Source organism: Streptomyces sp. NPDC048258 (assembly GCF_043201995.1).
In the GTDB taxonomy this organism is placed as follows: Bacteria; Actinomycetota; Actinomycetes; order Streptomycetales; family Streptomycetaceae; genus Streptomyces.
This window is the reverse complement of sequence record NZ_JBICZH010000006.1, coordinates 1-17,216: the sequence shown is the minus strand read 5'-3', so window position 1 is coordinate 17,216 and position 17,216 is coordinate 1. Positions and strand designations below refer to the sequence as shown.

The 17,216-nt window shown below is 73.0% G+C and carries 21 protein-coding genes; 5 read left to right on the top strand and 16 right to left on the bottom strand.

Annotated features, from left to right (window positions below; translation table 11 throughout):
• Window positions 1–67 precede the first annotated feature (67 nt).
• From ACGFYQ_RS15825 to ACGFYQ_RS15810, 4 genes are all read right to left on the bottom strand, one after another.
• Complete coding sequence (locus ACGFYQ_RS15825; protein WP_393744118.1) at window positions 68–1,351, bottom strand: sensor histidine kinase; 1,284 nt, start codon at window positions 1,349–1,351, stop codon at window positions 68–70.
• Window positions 1,339–2,061, bottom strand: a complete 723-nt coding sequence (locus ACGFYQ_RS15820; RefSeq protein WP_393744116.1) for a hypothetical protein — start codon at window positions 2,059–2,061, stop codon at window positions 1,339–1,341. Before ACGFYQ_RS15820 ends, ACGFYQ_RS15825 begins: the two co-directional genes overlap by 13 nt.
• A gap of 97 nt (window positions 2,062–2,158) precedes the next feature.
• Window positions 2,159–4,150, bottom strand: coding sequence for an FUSC family protein (locus ACGFYQ_RS15815; RefSeq protein WP_393744114.1), 1,992 nt, complete (start codon window positions 4,148–4,150; stop codon window positions 2,159–2,161).
• A gap of 81 nt (window positions 4,151–4,231) precedes the next feature.
• Window positions 4,232–5,059 carry a hypothetical protein gene (locus ACGFYQ_RS15810; RefSeq protein ID WP_393744112.1) on the bottom strand — a complete coding sequence of 276 codons (828 nt, stop codon included), beginning with the start codon at window positions 5,057–5,059 and terminating at the stop codon, window positions 4,232–4,234.
• Window positions 5,060–5,070: 11 nt separating this feature from the next.
• Between ACGFYQ_RS15810 and ACGFYQ_RS15805 the strand changes: the two genes are divergently transcribed.
• Both ACGFYQ_RS15805 and ACGFYQ_RS15800 read left to right on the top strand, forming a co-directional pair.
• Window positions 5,071–5,415: a RidA family protein gene (locus tag ACGFYQ_RS15805; protein WP_393744110.1), complete on the top strand. Its 345-nt coding sequence runs from the start codon at window positions 5,071–5,073 to the stop codon at window positions 5,413–5,415.
• Between the two features lie 69 nt (window positions 5,416–5,484).
• Complete coding sequence (locus ACGFYQ_RS15800) at window positions 5,485–5,895, top strand: hypothetical protein (protein ID WP_393744108.1); 411 nt, start codon at window positions 5,485–5,487, stop codon at window positions 5,893–5,895.
• A 182-nt stretch (window positions 5,896–6,077) separates the two neighbouring features.
• Here the strand turns inward: ACGFYQ_RS15800 and ACGFYQ_RS15795 are convergent, their stop codons facing one another.
• The 6 genes from ACGFYQ_RS15795 to ACGFYQ_RS15770 all read right to left on the bottom strand — a co-directional run bounded on the left by ACGFYQ_RS15795 (window position 6,078) and on the right by ACGFYQ_RS15770 (window position 9,025).
• On the bottom strand, window positions 6,078–6,260 hold the full coding sequence (locus ACGFYQ_RS15795) for a hypothetical protein (protein ID WP_393744106.1): 183 nt from the start codon (window positions 6,258–6,260) through the stop codon (window positions 6,078–6,080).
• A gap of 89 nt (window positions 6,261–6,349) precedes the next feature.
• A complete protein-coding gene (locus ACGFYQ_RS15790; protein ID WP_393744104.1) occupies window positions 6,350–6,706 on the bottom strand; it encodes a hypothetical protein in 357 nt (118 codons plus the stop codon).
• Window positions 6,707–6,812: 106 nt separating this feature from the next.
• A complete protein-coding gene (locus tag ACGFYQ_RS15785; RefSeq protein ID WP_393744102.1) occupies window positions 6,813–7,457 on the bottom strand; it encodes a hypothetical protein in 645 nt (214 codons plus the stop codon).
• Between the two features lie 259 nt (window positions 7,458–7,716).
• Window positions 7,717–7,974, bottom strand: a complete 258-nt coding sequence (locus tag ACGFYQ_RS15780; protein ID WP_393744100.1) for a hypothetical protein — start codon at window positions 7,972–7,974, stop codon at window positions 7,717–7,719.
• 21 nt (window positions 7,975–7,995) lie between these two features.
• On the bottom strand, window positions 7,996–8,757 hold the full coding sequence (locus tag ACGFYQ_RS15775; RefSeq protein WP_393744098.1) for a CbtA family protein: 762 nt from the start codon (window positions 8,755–8,757) through the stop codon (window positions 7,996–7,998).
• Between the two features lie 52 nt (window positions 8,758–8,809).
• A complete protein-coding gene (locus tag ACGFYQ_RS15770) occupies window positions 8,810–9,025 on the bottom strand; it encodes a CbtB-domain containing protein (protein WP_388558490.1) in 216 nt (71 codons plus the stop codon).
• 189 nt (window positions 9,026–9,214) lie between these two features.
• Here ACGFYQ_RS15770 and ACGFYQ_RS15765 point away from each other — a divergent pair, with 189 nt between their 5' ends.
• On the top strand, window positions 9,215–9,652 hold the full coding sequence (locus ACGFYQ_RS15765; RefSeq protein ID WP_393744095.1) for a histidine phosphatase family protein: 438 nt from the start codon (window positions 9,215–9,217) through the stop codon (window positions 9,650–9,652).
• A 13-nt stretch (window positions 9,653–9,665) separates the two neighbouring features.
• On the opposite strand, the gene pucL is transcribed toward ACGFYQ_RS15765, so the two are convergent.
• The 3 genes from pucL to ACGFYQ_RS15750 form a co-directional block, all read right to left on the bottom strand.
• Entirely contained in the window at window positions 9,666–10,583 is a 918-nt protein-coding gene (gene pucL / locus ACGFYQ_RS15760) for a factor-independent urate hydroxylase (RefSeq protein ID WP_393744093.1), read from the bottom strand.
• Window positions 10,584–10,814: 231 nt separating this feature from the next.
• Entirely contained in the window at window positions 10,815–12,200 is a 1,386-nt protein-coding gene (locus tag ACGFYQ_RS15755) for an aspartate aminotransferase family protein (RefSeq protein ID WP_393744091.1), read from the bottom strand.
• A gap of 71 nt (window positions 12,201–12,271) precedes the next feature.
• Entirely contained in the window at window positions 12,272–13,012 is a 741-nt protein-coding gene (locus ACGFYQ_RS15750) for an SDR family NAD(P)-dependent oxidoreductase (protein WP_393744089.1), read from the bottom strand.
• Window positions 13,013–13,187: 175 nt separating this feature from the next.
• Between ACGFYQ_RS15750 and ACGFYQ_RS15745 the strand changes: the two genes are divergently transcribed.
• Window positions 13,188–13,598, top strand: coding sequence for an ATP-binding protein (locus ACGFYQ_RS15745; protein ID WP_393744087.1), 411 nt, complete (start codon window positions 13,188–13,190; stop codon window positions 13,596–13,598).
• Window positions 13,599–13,629: 31 nt separating this feature from the next.
• Here ACGFYQ_RS15745 and ACGFYQ_RS15740 read toward each other — a convergent pair whose 3' ends face one another.
• From ACGFYQ_RS15740 to ACGFYQ_RS15730, 3 genes are all read right to left on the bottom strand, one after another.
• Window positions 13,630–14,481 (bottom strand): SigB/SigF/SigG family RNA polymerase sigma factor, encoded by an 852-nt coding sequence (locus ACGFYQ_RS15740; RefSeq protein WP_393744085.1) that lies wholly within the window; start codon window positions 14,479–14,481, stop codon window positions 13,630–13,632.
• Between the two features lie 110 nt (window positions 14,482–14,591).
• The gene (locus ACGFYQ_RS15735; RefSeq protein ID WP_393744083.1) at window positions 14,592–15,425 is read right to left on the bottom strand and encodes a PaaX family transcriptional regulator C-terminal domain-containing protein; all 834 of its coding nucleotides are present in this window, start codon (window positions 15,423–15,425) and stop codon (window positions 14,592–14,594) included.
• The gene (locus ACGFYQ_RS15730) at window positions 15,422–16,018 is read right to left on the bottom strand and encodes a GNAT family N-acetyltransferase (protein ID WP_393744081.1); all 597 of its coding nucleotides are present in this window, start codon (window positions 16,016–16,018) and stop codon (window positions 15,422–15,424) included. The genes ACGFYQ_RS15735 and ACGFYQ_RS15730 overlap by 4 nt, the downstream gene beginning before the upstream one ends.
• Before the next feature lie 81 nt (window positions 16,019–16,099).
• Between ACGFYQ_RS15730 and ACGFYQ_RS15725 the strand changes: the two genes are divergently transcribed.
• Window positions 16,100–17,125 (top strand): alpha/beta hydrolase family protein, encoded by a 1,026-nt coding sequence (locus ACGFYQ_RS15725; RefSeq protein ID WP_393744079.1) that lies wholly within the window; start codon window positions 16,100–16,102, stop codon window positions 17,123–17,125.
• Window positions 17,126–17,216: the final 91 nt, after the last annotated feature.

Below are 17,216 nucleotides of genomic sequence, written 5' to 3'. Positions count from 1 at the left end.
GGTGTTTCACGTGAAACATCCCCTCGCGCTTTCCCTTGCGCATTCCTCGCGCTTTTCCTCCTGCCGGTCAACTCCCGTCCGTCAGGCGCCCGACGGGCAGCCGGAGCGTGGTCACCGCACCCCCGTCCGGGGCGTTGGCGAAGTTGAGCGTGATCTCCAGGATCGCCGCCTGTCCGGCCACGATCGTCAGTCCCAGCCCGTGGCCCCGCCCGCGCCCCGGGTCCCCGGTGCGGAACCGCTGCGGGCCCTGCTCGATCAGCTCGGGCGGATAACCGGGCCCGTGGTCGCGGACCACCACCACCGGGCCCTCCACGGTCACCTCGACGGGCGGCCCGCCGTGCTTGTGGGAGTTGACCAGCAGGTTGGCCAGGATCCGGTCCAGGCGGCGCCGGTCGGTGAGCACGACCGTGTCACGGAGGACCCGTACGGAGACGTCCAGTCCGGTCGCGGCGACGGCCCGCCGCACCGCCCGGCCCAGTTCCACCCGGGCGAGCTCGGCCCGTTCGACGCCGGAGTCCAGCCGGGAGATCTCCAACAGGTCCTCGGTGAGCAGGTGCAGGGCCTTGAGCCGGTCGTTGATCATCTCCTTGGGGCGGCCCTCCGGTAGCAGCGCCGCCGCGGCCAGTGAGCCCGTGAGCGGGGTGCGCAGCTCGTGCGCGACATCCGCCGTGAAGCGCTTCTCCGCCTCCAGCCGGTCCTGGAGCGACCCGGCCATCGAGTCCAGCGCGTGTGCCACGTCCCGTACCTCGTCCCGGGAGCGGGCCGGCCGCGGATCGTCCCCGTCCTCCTTCGTGGGGGTGTCCCCGTCGGCCGGGAAGTCCACCCGGGCGTCCAGGTCCCCGGCGCTGATCCGGCGGGCCACGGCGGCCGTGGTCGTGAGCCGCCGGCTGATCCGGTTGGCGAGGAACAAGCCGGCCAGCGCGACCACCCCGGCCGCGAGCACCGAGGAGGCGAGGATCGCCGCGTCGATGTCCCGCAGCCGGTCACGGGTGCTCTCGTAGGGGATCCAGACGGCGAGGGCGTGTTCGTCGGCGGGTCCGGCGGCCCACATGACGGGCTTGTCCTCGTGCCGGCCGACCATGCTGCCGGTGTCCCCGCGCGCGACCAGCTCGCGCAGTCGCCGGGGCAGGTCGGGCGGGTCCAGGGCGGCGTTCACATCGCCGTGCGCGGTGCCGTACTCGTAGTGGCCGAGGGCATGGTCCAACTCCCCGTCCGCCTCCTTGCGGACCTCCCCGACGATCTGCCGGGCGACCACGTTGTGCACCAGGATCCCCAGCGCGGCGGCGACCATGCAGCACACCATGGTGGTGGTCAGGGCGATCTTCCAGCGCAGGCTGCTCAGCGCGCGCATCGGGACCCGTCCCCGCTCAGCGGGATCTCCGTGAGCGCGGGGCACTCGTCGAGGGTGAGCTGCGACAGGTTCATGCTCCGGGCCTTGGGGTCCCACACGTAGTCGGAGACGGAGACGTACTTCGGGTTCGAGGTGGGCTCGCGTACCGCCAGGTGCTCGGCGGCCACCTCCACGCCCTCCAGCACCCCGCGGCGGGCCAGGACCCGGGCGACGGCGCCGTCGTCGCGGACGGCGTAGACGCGCAGCTCACTGACGCGGCCGTCGATGTCCAGGGCGGTGATCAGCTCCTCCTTGCCGTCGCCCGTCAGGTCGTGCAGGACGCCGGGGCGCACCGGGCAGTCGGGGCCGCCGCCCACAGCCTGTGTGCAGAGCGCGAGCCGCTGTGCGGCCCGGGGGTCGACGAGGCGGCCGGTGCCGCCGTCCTCGGTGACGGCGGCGGTGATGTCGGCGCGTACGACGGCGAGCGCGTCGACGCCGCGCATGCCCTTGCTCTTCTCCGAGACCTTGGGGAGCCCGGGCACCAGGGCGGCCGCGCCCGGCTGCTGGCCCGGGCCGGGCGGGTCGGGGCGGATGCTCTTCCACAGGCTCTGCGGGGCGTGCACGATACCGAGGTCGCCCTCGCTCTGGAGCCCCTCCACATCGGCGCACCCGGCCGTGGCCGCCAGGAGGGCGGCGATGGCCGTGCCGGCCAGGACACGGGGGCTGCGCATGTACCGATGCTCCCCCGCCGGCCGGCACCCGGCCTGGCCGTGGGGCCGTTCGGGGGGCCCGCCGAGAACACCGGCCTACGGCCGCACCGGGGACCGGTCAGCTTCCCGTACGGGCAATGGCTCGGGCCGCCGCGATCTCCTGGTGGACCGGGGCCAGGACGCCGGAGTCGTCGGACTCCGTCTCCACCTCGGCCGGCGCAGGGGTGCCGCTCGTGCGGACCGCCTCGGCCAGGGAGCGCAGCTGGCGGATGATCCCCTCCACCTCGCCCGCCGCGGGCGGCGCGGCGCCGTGGTTGACGCGGACGCGGGCGGCGGTCGTCGCGTCCACGATGCGCTCGACGGCGACGACCAGGGGCCACCACGCGGCGGCCCGCGCGCCCGTCGGGGGCGGTTCGGTCAGTGCTCGCTGGAACTCGCTGCGGACGCCCGACAGATCGCGGTAGATCCGGCGCCGGGCCTGGAGACGGGCCGTGCGGGCCGCCTCCAGGCCCGCTTCCGTCTGCGGGTGGGCGCCGAACGCCCGCTCCACGTACCGGGCGGCGTCGTCCACGGTGTCGGCGAGCCGGTCGCCGATGCGGGTGTGCCAGCTCTCGGGCCACAGCAGGTAGCCCGCGACCAGCGCGATGGCGCAGCCGATCAGGCTGTCCAGCAGCCGGGGGCGGATCAGGTCGAAGCCCTGGTGGTTGAGCAGGTCCGAGAGGAGGAGGATGACCGGGGTGATCGCCGCGGTCTGGAAGGCGTACCCCTTGGCGGAGAAGACGGGGATCAGGGCGGCCAGGACCATCATCACCGGTACGTCCCACCAGCCTCGCGGCACCTCGGCCAGCACCGCCGCCGCGATGACCAGCCCGGCCGCGGTGCCCAGCGCGCGCAGCACGGCCCGCGAGAACACCGAGCCGAAGTCGGGCTTGAGGACGAAGGTGACGGTCAGAGCGACCCAGTAGGAGCGTTCGACCTCGACGAGCGAGACGAGGGACTGCGCGAGCCCGATGCACAGCGCGAGCCGCAGCCCGTACCGCCATGAGGCTCCGGACAGCATCATGTCGCGTACCGCGTGCCGGGCCCGGACCCGCAGGGCGGCGGGCCGGCCGAGCCGGTCGTCGACGTTGTGGAGGTCCGGTTCGGCGAGGTACACCGTGGTCGCCGCATGCCGCAGGGCCGAGTCGACGGCCCGCTCGGCCGGGGTGTGCGGGGCGGGCAGTTCCAGTACGGGGGTCCCCGTGCGGCCCTCCTCGACGGCGGCCGCCAGGTCCCGTACGGCCGCCGGGATCTCCGGCGGCAGCGGCCGGCCGCGCAGGTGCGCGGCGGGCGCGGCCTCCACCAGCGGGATCACCACATTGAGCTGGGCCAGCATCCGCACCAGCGAGGGGCTGCGCCCGTGGACCCGGGCCCGTCTGCCCAGCACCAGGTCGTAGGCCTGGTTCAGGGCTTGCGTGACCTGCTGGCGGCGCTCCGAGTAGTCCGGTCCGCCGGCGGCTTGCAGGGCGTCGGCCAGGGCCCGGTAGGTGGCGGCGACGGCGGCGCGTTCCGGTTGACGGCCGCGCAACGGCCAGCCCAGCAGGGTCAGTGCGAGGACGAACAGGCCGCCCGCGCTCAGCAGCAGGGGCGCCGTCCACCAGGGTTGCGGCAGCGGCAGACCGGCGCCGATCACGGCGTTGAGCAGGAGCAGCAGCCCGGACACGGAGGCGACCGTGCCGATGGAGGAGATCATCCCGGAGACCAGGGCGATGAGCGTGAGGACGCCGACGGCCAGCCAGCCGTGTCCGAAGACCAGGGTGCCCAGTGAGACGCCCACGGTGCCGAAGAGCTGCGGTACGGCGATGTTCAGGACCCGCATCCGGTAGGCGTCGGCGGTGTCGCTGATGACCCCGGAGAGGGCGCCCATGGAGGCGAGCGCGCCGTACTCGGGCTCGTCCAGGGCGAATCCCACGGCGAGCGGGACGGACATTGCGACCGCCGCCCGCGCCGCGGCGGCCCACGGGATCGGTGCGGTGCTCGGCCGCAGTCCGCCCAGCAGCCAGGCGGGTGGAGCCAGCGAATGGTGCCGGTCTCGCCCGGACGGTATGTGTTCGGTGCGTTCGGTGCTCATTCCAGCTTCCGTGCCGCCGCTCGCGAATCGGTTCTTCTGGGATCTTCTGCGTCGTTCTGCGTACGTTGGTACCTTCCGAGCTTATGGGGTGCGGCGCAGTCGGCCCATCAGCCAGGCGCCCAGCGCGGCGGCGAGCCCGATCGCCAGCACGACCCAGGCGGTGGTGCGCAGGAACGCGGTGAGCGCGTCGTACACCGCCCCGGCGGCCGCCCGGTCGATGTCGGCCGGCAGGTCGTCCAGGGTGAGGCGGCGGCACAGGTCCACCGCGATCCACAGGAGTGCGGCGCCGACCGCGAGCCCCAGGCCGGTGGCGATGACGGCGCGCCGGCGGTGGACGGCGACCGCGATGGCCGTCGCGGCCAGGACCACGGTCAGTACGGGAAGCCAGATGCCGGCGATCTGGAGCATGCGGAAACCTTCCCTGAGTGCGCCGAGGTTGTCGTACTCCATGACCTTCACGGAGACGTGGGTCACCGGGATGCGGTCGGCGAAGGGCACGCCGTCGGCGACGAGTTCAGCCTTGACCTGCGCGATGGCGGGCGCGAGGTCGATGGTGACGGCGTCGCCGTCACCGGTGGTGAGCGCCTCCAGGAAGGCGGCGTGGGCGGCGCGGTTGGCCGCGTCCCAGGCGGTGCGGTAGGCCGGAGTGCCGGCGAAGGAGCCCAGGGCCTCGCCGAGCAGGGCGTCCAGGCCGCCCTGGAAGGGGCCCACGTCGATCTGCCCGGCGAGGGCGCGGGTGGCCTGGGTGACGACGACGCCCTGTACGGCGGGGTTCGCGGCGAGCGGGGACATGGCGGCGGTGTAGCGGTCGGCGTCACCCAGTTCGCGGTCGGCCCAGTACGCGACGGCGCTCGCGGGCACGAGGAGGGCCGCGAGCACGATGAGGACCGCCGACAGGATGGTGCGCACGTCACCAGGGAATGCCGGGGAGGGGCACCGGCGCGAGCGCTGTTGCTGCGGGCGGGTGCGGGTGTCACCCTTGCGAGTTCTATTTCGTCGTCTCCGAGGACTTCGCCGACCAGGTCGCGCAGGCCTTCGCCAACCTCCGGACCGCCCTGGCCGCCGTCGGGCTCGGCCCGGCCGACGTCGTCCGCATCGGCACGTACATCGTCGGCCACGACCAGGAGAAGCTGGAGGTGCTGCTCAAGGAGCTGCACGCCACCTGGGGCACCGAACTGCCCGCGCAGACCCTGATCGGGGTGGCCGCACTCGCCCTGCCCGGCATGCTCTTCGAGATCGACGCCGTGGCGGTGCGCCCCTCCTGAGAGCCCGTGATCCACTTGCCGGTCGGGGGTGGCGGGTGTGCCCTGGAGGATGGGAGAGAGGAGCCCGTCATGGCACATGCGGCACCCACCGCCCTCCGGCGGCACCCCTACCGCCAGTCGGCGGTCATGGACCACTCCGGCAGGAACGCCCTCATCCGCGCCCTGCTCCTCGGACTCGTCTACGGAGTCTGGTGCGCCTTCATCAGGCGCGACACGGGCGGGGTGGACGCGGGCAACGTCTTCTACGGGATCCTGTGCGGCGTGCTCTTCGCCGCCTGCATGTTCGGCCTCAACCGCGTCGGTCCCCGCCTCATGCGCGAGGTCCACGCCACCGCGTACGGAGCCTTCGCGGGCATCGCCGTGGGCTACCTCCACAGCCTCACCGGAGCCAGCGTGCTCAGCTCCAGCGTCATCGGCCTCTTCTCGGGCGCGGGCGTCGGCGCAGCGGCGTTCTACCGCTACTACACGCGGGAGCCCTAGCCGTACCGGCCTGCCGTACTTTCGGCCGGGCGACTCCGTGCCTCTGCCCGAGGCGGCCCCGCGGGCGCCCGGCGGAGACTGAAGGTGGCGCCGGTTCCCGTGCCCGTGGTCGAACCTCACCTGACCACTCTCCGTTGCCGAGGGCGCGGGAACCGGCGCTCTTCCCTGTCTGCGGCGGGCTCCTACGCGGCCGAGTCCGCCGCGGCCGTGTGCTGCGGTTCGCTCTCGCTCTCGCTGTCGGGCTCGGCGGCCGTGGCCGGGGTCTTCTCCGGCGCGGCCGGATCGGCCTGGCGTACCGGCGGGGTGAAGCGGGCGGCCTCGGCGCGGAGCATGGCGTTCAGGGCGGCGAACGGGTCGATGGGCATGGCGGAACCTCACGGTGCTCAAGGGGGTGTGGGGGGACAGCGCTGCTGCCGGTCAGGGCCGGTCGATCCGGACCGGGCCCCGGGCCCGCTCAGCAGCGCAGGACCACACTCCGCACCGTCGGCGGGGCCGGCGCCGGCTCGGTCCTCCCCGGGCCGGGTGCGGGCGCGCCCGCACACCGGCCCCCGTGTTTCACGTGGAACACCGGCAGCGGTGTCCGCCGTACGCCGGGCACCCCGCGCGGCAGCCACCGTACGGCGGCCCGTACTTCGGGGTCCGCGGCCGGATCCGACTGTCCCTCGGTGGGCTCGGCGGGCGCGGTGGAGGAGGCCCGGGACTCGGCGACCGTCGCGGCGGCCGGACCGGCGCCGAACACGCACAGCAGCACGACACAGGCCGCCGTCAGGGCCCGGGTCAGTGCCGCACGCGCGCGTTGCCTCCCGCTCATGCGGGGGGTGTGCCCCGCCACGCGGGGCGGCTCCCGGATGGGCCCGCAGAAGCCCCCGACCGGGGGACGAAGACACCCCTCACGGATGACGGCCCGCGGGGGCGGGTCAGCGGCCCCGCCGCTGTCCCGTCAGCCGGGCCAGCACGGCTGTTTCGCCGCCGATCAGACGCAATTGGGCCCGTCCGGCCCGGTCCTCGTGGCCGGTGGCCTCGCCGGGCGAGATCCGGATGACGGTGAACACGGCCGTACGGCCGTCCGCGCGGGAGACCTCGACGGTCCGGCCGCGCTGAAGGCCGGCGAGGTCCAGACCGGGTCCGGTGATCACCGCGGTGCCGGCCGAGCCCGGCGGCGGACCGGCGGTGTCCCAGGAGGCTTCGTCGCGCCCCTCGCGCCCCTCGCGCCCCTCGCGCCCTTCGTACCCCTCGCGCTCCGCGGCCAGCGGCACGTCGATGCCGATGCTCGGGACGCGCAACCGCACCGGGCGGGCGGGCCGCATGGGTCTCGTGACCGGCCGCAGCGGACCGGGGGCCGTCCTCGGCGAGCGCGCGCCCTGGCCGGGGGTGTGCTCGCCGGAGTGTTCCCGCTGCCGGGCGAGACGCCGGTGGTCGGACAGCCCCAGCGCCCGCGAGGGCAGCGCGTCGTCGGTGGTCGTGGCCGAGGGGGTGGCGCCCTCGGTGCGCTGCAGAACGCTGATGCCGGTGGACAGCAGAACCACCGTCAGTGCGGCGACGGCCCACTTGGCGCGGGGCATGGGAATCCCTCCTGTCCGGCTCGGGCGGCCGGATCATGTGTGCAGTGGACACCTCCTCTGCCCGCCTGCACGTGGTGCAACACGGGAGGCTGACGGGACGTCACGGGCGTGTCGCCTCGGATTTCCGGCGTCTTCGCAGCTGACGCCGGGTCCGGCCGCCTCCGTCGTGGGGTGGGGGTCCGTACGCCCGAACAGGTGAGTTCCCCGCCGCGGATCCCGGACGCGGCGGGCGTGGACGGCGAAGATCATTCCGTCAGCGTCAACACACCGCGACCAGCGTTGCCGTCGTCGCGCCCATGAGGATGGCGGCGAGGTGGACGGCCGGGTGGCCGTAGTCGCCGGACCAGAGGTGGCGGGCCAGGCCGCCCAGCGCGGCCAGGGCCGCGATCACGCCGATCTGCCCGAACAGCGTGACGGCGGTGAAGGGGGCCAGGAGCAGCAGGAACGAGTTCAGCCAGAACGGGGCGGCGCCCGTCCAGCCTCGCCACTGCCTTATCGCCGTCGGCACGTACGGCATGTACTACCGGCCCCCTCATGGTCAACTCGTCGGCTGCACAGCCTCCTTGGGTGCGGCGCCCGGCACAAGGGCACGTTCGGCTAGAAAACCGAAGGCGAGGCCGAAAGTCGTCCACAGTGCGGTCTGGATGGCCAGGGACGCGAGGCGGAAGTCCCAGATCAGCGCGGCCGGGAAGTCGGCGGGAACCTCGTTGATGCCGGGCAGGAACGCGTACGAGATCCCGACGGCGAGGACGAAGAACGCGCCCGCCGCGGCCGACGCGTTCCAGTTGCCGAGCTTCGGGGCGAGCCGTCGGCCCAGGATCAGCGCGCCCGCCGCCAGCAGCGCGCTCAGCGCGATCATCAGGAGGTAGAGGGCGGTCCGCCGGGCGGCCGTCTCGGGGTCGCCGACGGCCGGCGGATTGGCGGGGTACTTGAAGAACGGCACCAGCGTGATGGTGACGAACAGCCCGCCGGTGACCAGCGCGGCCGTGGCCCGCGGGCCGAAGCGGCCGATGCGGCCCAGCGCGAAGCAGTAGACGAGCGCGGCGATTCCGCCGAGCGCGACCCCGTACAGCAGGACGCCGGTGCCGAGGCCGGCCGTGGCCTGGAGGGCCCGGCTGACCGGGGCCTCCTCGGCGCCGTGGTCGTGGCCGGCCGCGAGGTGGCCGGCCTCCTCGATGGCGATGGCCGCGTCCACCTTGGACTCACCGAGGAGGTACGCGACGAGGAATGCGGCGACGCCCGCCAGCAGGCCGGCGAGCATGCCTCTGACGAGAAGGACGCGGGGGGAGACAGAGTTCATTGGTGCGGGTTCCCTTGCGAGGCGGGGATCAGGTGATCGGACGATCAGGAGATCAGTGGCAGGGGAAGCCGAGCAGGTGGCGGCCGTCGTGCAGCCATTCGTGGATGGTCTCGCCCTCGAAGACCGCGGTGGCGCCCTGTTCGACGCCGATGAAGTACAGCAGGACGAGCATGAGGACGGCGACGAAGGCCGCCCAGGGAGCGAGCGCGGAGAGCGAAATCGGGGCGACGGCGGGAGCCGTCGTGGGCACGGCGGTGTGAGCGGCCATGGCAGGTACCTCCAGAGGGAACACGCGTCCCGGTCAGTGGTGCTCGCGACGACGGCGGCGGGTCTGACTTGCCTCCCCCGCGGGGAGGTTTCACAGTGGCGCGACCGTGCCGGATTCTCACCGTGCTTCCGTCGTACCGTCGTCATGTAGTTATGTCGTCCGAGACGGTACCGCGCTTACGCTCCCTTTATGAACCCCTCTTCGGTACGAGTTCACCTGGTCACCCCGGCCCTCGACGGCTCGATGCGGCAGCACCGCTTCGGCCACGGCGGGCCGTACGCCCCGGACACCGGGCAGTGGGCCGGGCGGACCCTGGACGAGGTGGCCGCCGAGGACCCGGCCGCGGTGCACAGCTGGCTCACGGACCCCGCGTACGCCCCGCCCGGCGGCGAGTCCGTCGAGGCGCTCGTCGCCCGCGCCGGGAGCTGGCTGACCGGCCTGGAGCCCGGCACCCACCGGGTGACCGCCGATCAGGCCTTCGTCCGGGCGGCCGTCGTACACGCGCTGGAGCTGCCGCCGCACGCGTTCTGGCGGCTGGACGCGCGACCCCGCACGCTCACCGAACTCAGCGGGCGCGCGGGGCGGTGGAACCTGCGCATCGGGAACCCGTTCCCCGACGAGGTCTGACAGGGCCCGGGGCCTAGGCGACGATCCAGTCGGAGGTCGCGATGACCGGCTGCACGCCGTCGCGGTGGACGGTGCCCTCGATCAGGCCGTACATCCGGTCCGCCGCGAAGTAGACCTCGTTGTCGTTCTTGAGGCCGAAGGGCTCCAGGTCCACGAGGAAGTGGTGCTTGTTGGGGAGGTTCAGGCGCACCTCGTTGACCTTGGCGCAGTTGTCGAGCACCCGCTCGGCCATCTGGTTCAGGGTCTGCTGCAGCGAGTACGAGTACGTCTCCGCGAAGGCTTCCAGCATGTTCTTGCGGACCTTCTTGTACGACTGGTCCCAGTCGTACCCGGCGTCGTCGGCGGCCAGCGCCGAGTGCGCCCAGCGCGCGGTGACCTTGGTCGCCAGGATGCGGTCGTACGCCTCCTGCAGGGTCGTGTACTTGTCCTTGATGTAGCCGTGGAACTCGGAGTTCGTCGAGTTCATCACCGTCAGGTCCTTCAGGCCCGAGATGACCTGGAGGCCGGTCGTCTCGCTGTACGTGATCTGCGCGGTGCGGACCTCCTGGCCCTTGCGGACGAAGGAGTGCTGCTCCTTGCGCGTCGGGACCGGGATGCGGTCCCACACGTACTCCTCGATGCGGATCTGCGCCTCGCGGATCGGCTGCTGCGAGGAGACGAAGTGCTTGGCGAGCAGGATGCCGAAGGCCTCGGGGGAGTCGATGCCGTGCTCCTTGCCGAAGGCGTACACCGTGTTCTTGGTGGTGTCGGTCGGCAGGCAATTGGCGTTGTCGCCGGTCAGGTGGACGTCGCGGAACTCACCGCGGAGCGCGACCGAGACGTTGAGGTCGCGGATCTCGTGCCAGGAACCGTCGCCGCCCTTGCGGGTGACCTTGACGATGCGGTTCTCGGCCTTGCCGTACTGGTTCTGGGCCAGGACGTGCTTGCTCATGGGATGACTTCCTTCGGGTACACGGAGTCCGGCGGACTGGATCCCGTACGCCCGGCGTCCAGCGGTCGGCCCGCTCCCCGCCGTTCGGTCCCGCGGGACCGCCCCGGGACTGACGTGCATCCCGGTCCGTAGGTGCTCTGTCGGATTTCAGCACGTTCACGTGCTGTTCGGAATGGCGCGGATCCTCCGAGAGCGGCACCCACGGATTGGGCGACCGTACGTCTGTGCGGGTCAGGCTGTGTGCGCGTCGGCGACCGACAGGGCCTCGTCGAGGATCGCCAGGCCCTTGGCCACGTCCTCGGGCGAGATGTTGCACGGCGGAGCGACGTGGATGCGGTTCCCGGCGAGCAGGGGCCACAGGCCGCCCTTCTTCAGGGCCGCCCCGAACTCCGCCATGGGCGCGTTGTCGGCGCCCGAGGCGTTGTACGGAATCAGCGGCTCCCGCGTCGCCGCGTCCCGTACGAGTTCCAGGGCCCAGAAGGTGCCCAGCCCCCGGACCTCCCCGACCGAGGGGTGCCGCTCGGCGAGCGCGCGCAGCCCGGGGCCGAGCAGCTCGGCGCCGGTGCGGGCGGACTGCTCGACGATGCCCTCCTCCTCCATGACGTTGATCGTGGCGACGGCGGCCGCGCAGGCCAGCACGTGCCCCGAGTACGTCAGCCCGCCCGGGTAGGGCCTGCGGGCGAAGGTCTCGGCGATGGCGGCCGAGATGGCGACCCCGCCGAGCGGCACGTAGCCACTGGTCACGCCCTTGGCGAAGCAGAGCAGGTCGGGGGTGACGCCCCAGTGCTCGGAGGCGAACCACTTACCGGTCCGCCCGAAGCCGACCATGATCTCGTCGAGGACGAAGACGATGCCGTAGCGGTCGCAGAGCGCGCGCACGCCCGGCAGGTAGCCGGCCGGATGCACGAGCACGCCCGGAGCGCCGCCGACGGTCTCCAGGATGATCGCGGCGATCGACTGCGGGCCCTCGAAGACGATGGTGTCCTCGAGGTGGCGCAGGGCGCGCTCGCACTCCTCGGCCTCGGTGGTCGCGTAGAAGGGCGAGCGGTAGGCGAAGGGGCCCCAGAAGTGCACGACACCGGCGGTGGCGGTGTCGTTGCCGAAGCGCCGCGCGTCACCGGTCAGGTTGATGGCGGTGGAGGTGGCGCCGTGGTACGAGCGGTAGGCGGAGAGCACCTTGGGCCGGCCGGTGTGCAGCCGGGCCATGCGGACGGCGTTCTCGACGGCCTCGGCCCCGGCGTTGGTGAAGAAGATCTTGTCGAGGTCGCCGGGCGTGCGCTCGGCGATCAGCCGGGCCGCCTCGGAGCGGACGTCGACGGCGAAGCCGGGCGCGACGGTGCACAGCTTGGCAGCCTGCTCCTGGATGGCCGCGGCGACCTTGGGGTGCTGGTAGCCGATGTTCGTGTAGACGAGGGCGCTGGAGAAATCGAGGTAGCGGTTGCCCTGGTAGTCCCAGAAGTGCGAGCCCTCGGCCCCGGCGACGGCGAGCGGGTCGATGAGCTCCTGCGCCGACCACGAGTGGAAGACGTGCTTCCGGTCAGCGTCTTTCACGGCGGCTCTCACTGCGTCGTTCGCAGTGTCTTTCGCGGCGGCGAGGGCGTCGGCTTCTGCGTTCATAAAACGAGAGTAGTAGTCCACGATGCGGAATGGGGGTGGCGTCCGGTGGGCGGGCGGGCCCAGGGGCGGACTCAGACGATGTGGCGGCCGCCGTCGACGGTGAGGACGTCCCCCGTGGTGTAGGCGGCGTTCACCAGGTAGAGCGTGGCCTCGGCCACGTCCTCGGGGGTGCCGACGCGGCGCAGCGGGGTGTTCTCGGTGATCCAGTCGCGGGAGCTCTCCCAGACCTGCTCGGCGTCCTCGTACCAGGGGGTGTCGATGAGGCCGGGCGCGACCGCGTTGACCCGGACGGCCGGGCCGAGCCGGGAGGCGAGCAGTCGGGTCATGTGGTTGACCGCGGCCTTGCTGACGGCGTACGGGATGGAGCTGCCCAGGGCGCGGGTGGCGGAGACCGAGGAGATGTTGACGATCGAGGCCGCCCCGGATTTACGCAGGTGGGGGGCGGCGGCGGTGATCATCTGCCAGGTGCCGACGACGTTGACGTCGAAGATCTCGCGCCAGGCGTCGGTGTCCGCGGCGTCCAGGTCGTCCAGGGGGATGAAGCGGGTGACGCCCGCGTTGTTGACCAGGATGTCGAGCCGCCCGTGTGCGTCCACGGCGCTCCGCACGATCCGCCGCGCGTCCGCCGCGTCGGCGACGTCGCCCCGTACGTAGACCGCGCCCGGCAGCTCGGCGGCCAGGGCCTTTCCGGCGCTCTCGCTGCGCGCCGAGTTGACGACGACGCGGATGCCTTCGGCGCTCAGCCTGCGGGCGATGGCTGCGCCGATGCCGGAAGAGGAGCCGGTGATCAGGGCGACGCGGCTCTCGGCCATTGCTTTCCTCCAGGGGTCGTCGAGCGGATTGGATCTTAATTTATCGTATCGCGGAATCTTGTTTCCGAGATGTGAAATCAGTGGGGAGTGGGGTGACGGCCGCCGCCCTAGGATTGGCGGCCCGGGGTAGGGGTAGGTGCGGCGCTGAGCGGCGCGCGCGGAGACGGGAGGCCCTGTGGCCGAGCAGACGCGGAGGCTGGTCCTGGGAGGCGCCACGACCGGTGTCGTGGGCCGGTGCCGGGACTTCACCCGCCGGGCGCTGGCCGACTGGCAGTGGCCGGGGGAGACCGAGGCCGTCGAGGACGTGCTGCTGCTGGTCTCCGAGGTGATCACCAATGCCTGCCTGCACGGCGGCGGGCCGCGGGAACTGGTCCTGCGGCACACCCCCGACCGGCTGCGCGTCGAGGTCAGCGACGACAGCTCCGAGCCGCCACGGCGCCGCCCGCCCGGCGACCGCGCGCTGCCGGGAGGGCACGGGCTGATCGTGCTGGATCGGCTCTCGCGCGGCTGGGGCTGGGAGCCGTCGGCCGACGGACGGCCGGGCAAGACCGTGTGGCTGGAGGTGTCCGGCCAGGACGCCCCGTAGCCGGAGCCCCTGCGCATGACACACCTAGGGCCTAGCGGACCGCTGGCTCCGCGGTCGTAACGCCCGCCTCCTCCGCCTCCTCCGCGGCCGCGTCCGTGAGCAGCCCGGTGCGCAGTCGCTCCAGGGTGCGGGCCAGCAGGCGGGACACGTGCATCTGGGACAGCCCCAGCCGGTCGCCGATCTCGGACTGCGTCAGCTCCTGTCCGAACCGCAGCGAGAGCAGGACGCGCTCGCGCTCGGGCAGGCCGGCCAGCATCGGCTTGAGGGACTCCAGGCACTCGATGCGGTCGTACGCTTCCTCCTCCTCGCCGAGGGAGGGCCGGTCGGCGCCGCCGTCGCGGTCGCCGTCCTCCTGGACCGGCGCGTCCAGGGAGCGCGCGGAGTACGCGGACGCGGCCTTGCGGCCCTCGACCAGCTCCTCGGCCGTGACGTGCAGGTGTCCGGCGAGCTCGGTGTCCGTGGGCTCCCGGCCGAGTTCCTGCTCCAGGACGTCGTGCGCCTTGGCCGAGTCGATGCGCAGCTCCTGGAGCCGCCGCGGGACCTTGACGGCCCAGCTCGTGTCCCGGAAGAACCGCTTGATCTCGCCGGTGATCGTCGGCATCGCGAACGAGGTGAATTCCACCCCGCGCTCCGGGTCGAAGCGGTTGATGGCCTTGATCAGGCCGATCGTGCCGACCTGGACGATGTCCTCCATCGGCTCGCTCCGCCCGCGGAACCGGCGGGCCGCGTACTTCACGAGGCTCAGGTTCAGCTCGACGAGGGTGTTGCGGACGTACGAGTACTCCGCACCGCCTTCCTCCAGCTCGGCCAGTCTCCGGAACAGGGACACGGACAGGGCCCGGGCCTCGTGGGTCGAGACGTCAGTGAGGTCTGTACGGTGCATGGCGCTGCGCTCCTCCGACGGGGTGGCCCCGGGGGTGCCCGGGGGTACGTCGTCGCGCTGTCCCAGGGGATATACCCGTACGAACCACCCCGTACCCCCCGCTCGCCGGCTCAGCCCACGGCCTCGCCGTACAGCCGGAACAGCCGCGGCCCGCCCGGCGTGCCCGGCCCGCCCGGCCCTCCCCGCCCTGTGTCGGCCCGGAGCCGGGTCCAGGCCTCGGCCGCGGCGGCCCGGGCCACCGTTCCCGGCCACGGCTGCGGCAGCAGCTCCGGCGGGAGCAGCGGATCCGGGAGCATCGCGGCGGAGAAGGCCGCGGCCAGCGCCACGGCGTGCGCCAGCCCGGCCTCCGGGCGCCGCGCCAGTGTCAGCAGCGGCTCGTACCGCCCCGCGATCTCGTCCAGCGGCCACAGCCGGTCCGCGAGCGCGACCGGGTCGGCGGTCCCGCCCGCCTCCAGGTCCCGGCTGGTCAGGCAGGTCAGCCCGGAGGCCACGCCCAGTTCCGCCGCGCGGGCCCGCACGTACGGGCCGATGGCGTTCGGCGTGACGTACAGCCCGCCCTGCACCGGAGCCGCCCCCAGCCCCGTCAGGGCGTCCCGCAGGGCGTCCCGGGCCGTCCGCGCGGATTCCGGTACGGCGAAGGCGAAGAGGTGCCAGACCCCGTCCCACGGCTCCAGCCCCCGGTCCTGCCGGTACGCGTGCCGTACGAAGTCCACCTCCGGTACGAGCGGAAGCCCGGCCTCGGCCCCGGCCCCGGCCATCCGCAGTACGGCGCGCCGTCCGCGCCCCTCCACCGCGAACCGCCCCTCCACCACCAGCCGCTTCACGCACAGCCGCACCTGCTGGTCGGTCATGCCGAGCTCGCCCGCGACCTCGTACAGCTCGGCGGCGTCCACGGTGCCGTCCTCGCGGACGAGCGCGTGGACCACCAGACGGGTGGGGATCACCGTTCCACCTCCTTGTGCATCGTCGTCACGGCCCCGAACCCCAGCACGTCCCGCAGCCACGGCGTCCGCCGCACCCGGACCGCCCGGAAGCCGTGCCGTTCGTACAGCGCCCGCGCCCGCGGGTTCTCCGCGACCACGTCCAGCCGGATCCGCCGGCACCCCTGCTCCGCGGCGACCGCGTCGATCTCCCGCAGCAGCAGGCCGCCGATGCCCCGGCCCCGCTCGGCGGGGTCCACGGCGATGCCGTCCATGACCAGCTCGCCCCGGGTGGGGGTGCGCTCCAGCAGGGCCAGCAGGAACACCCGGTACAGGCCTCTGACCCGCCCGTACTGCGCCCTGACCGCGGCCGCGTCGCCACCGACCAGGCCGCGCCCGGCCAGCTGGTACCCCGCCACGCCCACCACCCGGCCGCCGGTCACCGCGACCGCCGCCCGGTCCCGGTGCAGGTGCCCGGCGACGAACCGCCGTCCGGCCTCCGGGGGGCCGAGAGCGGCGCCCAGCTTGCCCCCGAAGGCCTCCCAGTACAGCTCGGCCACCCGCGCCTCGGCGCCCTGGGGCACCTCGCGCAGCACGTCAACGCTCTCCGTCGTCATACGCACAAGCTTAATACGTTCATTGGCGCTACGATCGTTTTCAATTCGATCGAATGTGAACGGCGAAACCGGGAGCCCCGTATGACCAAGCCCCGCAAGGCACTGCTGACCACCCTGCTCCTCGTCCTCACCACCGCCCTCGTCCTCACCGGCGTCGTCCTCCGGCAGCAGAGCTACGACCTCCACGAGGAGCGCGTCCGGGTCCCCGCCGGCGGCCACGAGCTGCCCGGGGTGCTCGCCACTCCCACCGGCAAGGGCCCCGGCCCCTTCCCGCTGGTCGTCCTCGTGCACGGCGACGGCGAGGTCGACGCCACCCACGACGGCTTCTACCGGCCGTACTGGGAGGCCTTCGCCCGCGCCGGCTACGCCTCGCTCTCACTCGACAAACCCGCCGACTGGCTCGGCCAGACCATGGACGACCGGGCCCGGGAGACCCTCGACGCCATCGCCTGGGCGGCGCGCACCCGGCCCGAGATAGACGCCGACCGGATCGGCCTGTGGGGCGCCAGCCAGGCCGGATGGGTGCTGCCCAAGGTGGTGGCGCGGGCCCCCGCCCCGGGCGTCCGCTTCGTCATCGCGGTCGGCACCGCCGTGAACTGGGACCGCCAGGGCGAGTACAACCTGCGCGCCGAACTCCGCGCGGCCGGGGCCGACGCCGACCGCACGGCGGCCGCCCTGCGCACCCGGGAGTCGACCCTGGCACTGCTGCGGCGCGGGGCCTCGTACGAGGAGTACCGCGCGAGCCCCGGCGCCGACCGGGAACTCACCCCGCAACGCTGGTCGTTCATCACCCGCAACCACACCGCGGACGCGACCGGGGACCTGCGGACGATGCGGGCCATGGGGGCCGTCCCGGTGCTGCTGATCTCGGGCGCCGACGACCTGAACGTGGACGGCGCCGAGACCGAGGCCGTCTACCGGGACCTGCTCCGGCCCGGCACGCTCACCGTCCGCCGCTACCCGGGGGCGACGCACTCCCTGCTCCGCACCCCGGTCGAGCACTCCTCCTGGCGGCTGACCCTGACGGCGGTCTTCGCGCCGCGCGCCCTCTTCCCGCCCGGCCTCCTCGCCGACCAGCAGCGATTCCTCGAAGAGCTCCCCCGCTAGTAGGGCTTGGTCAGGTCGGGGCTGGTGTGGGTATGCCGCGGTGACAGGTGGGGCAGACGCCGGTCCATGTCGCGAGGAGGGTCTGCAGCTC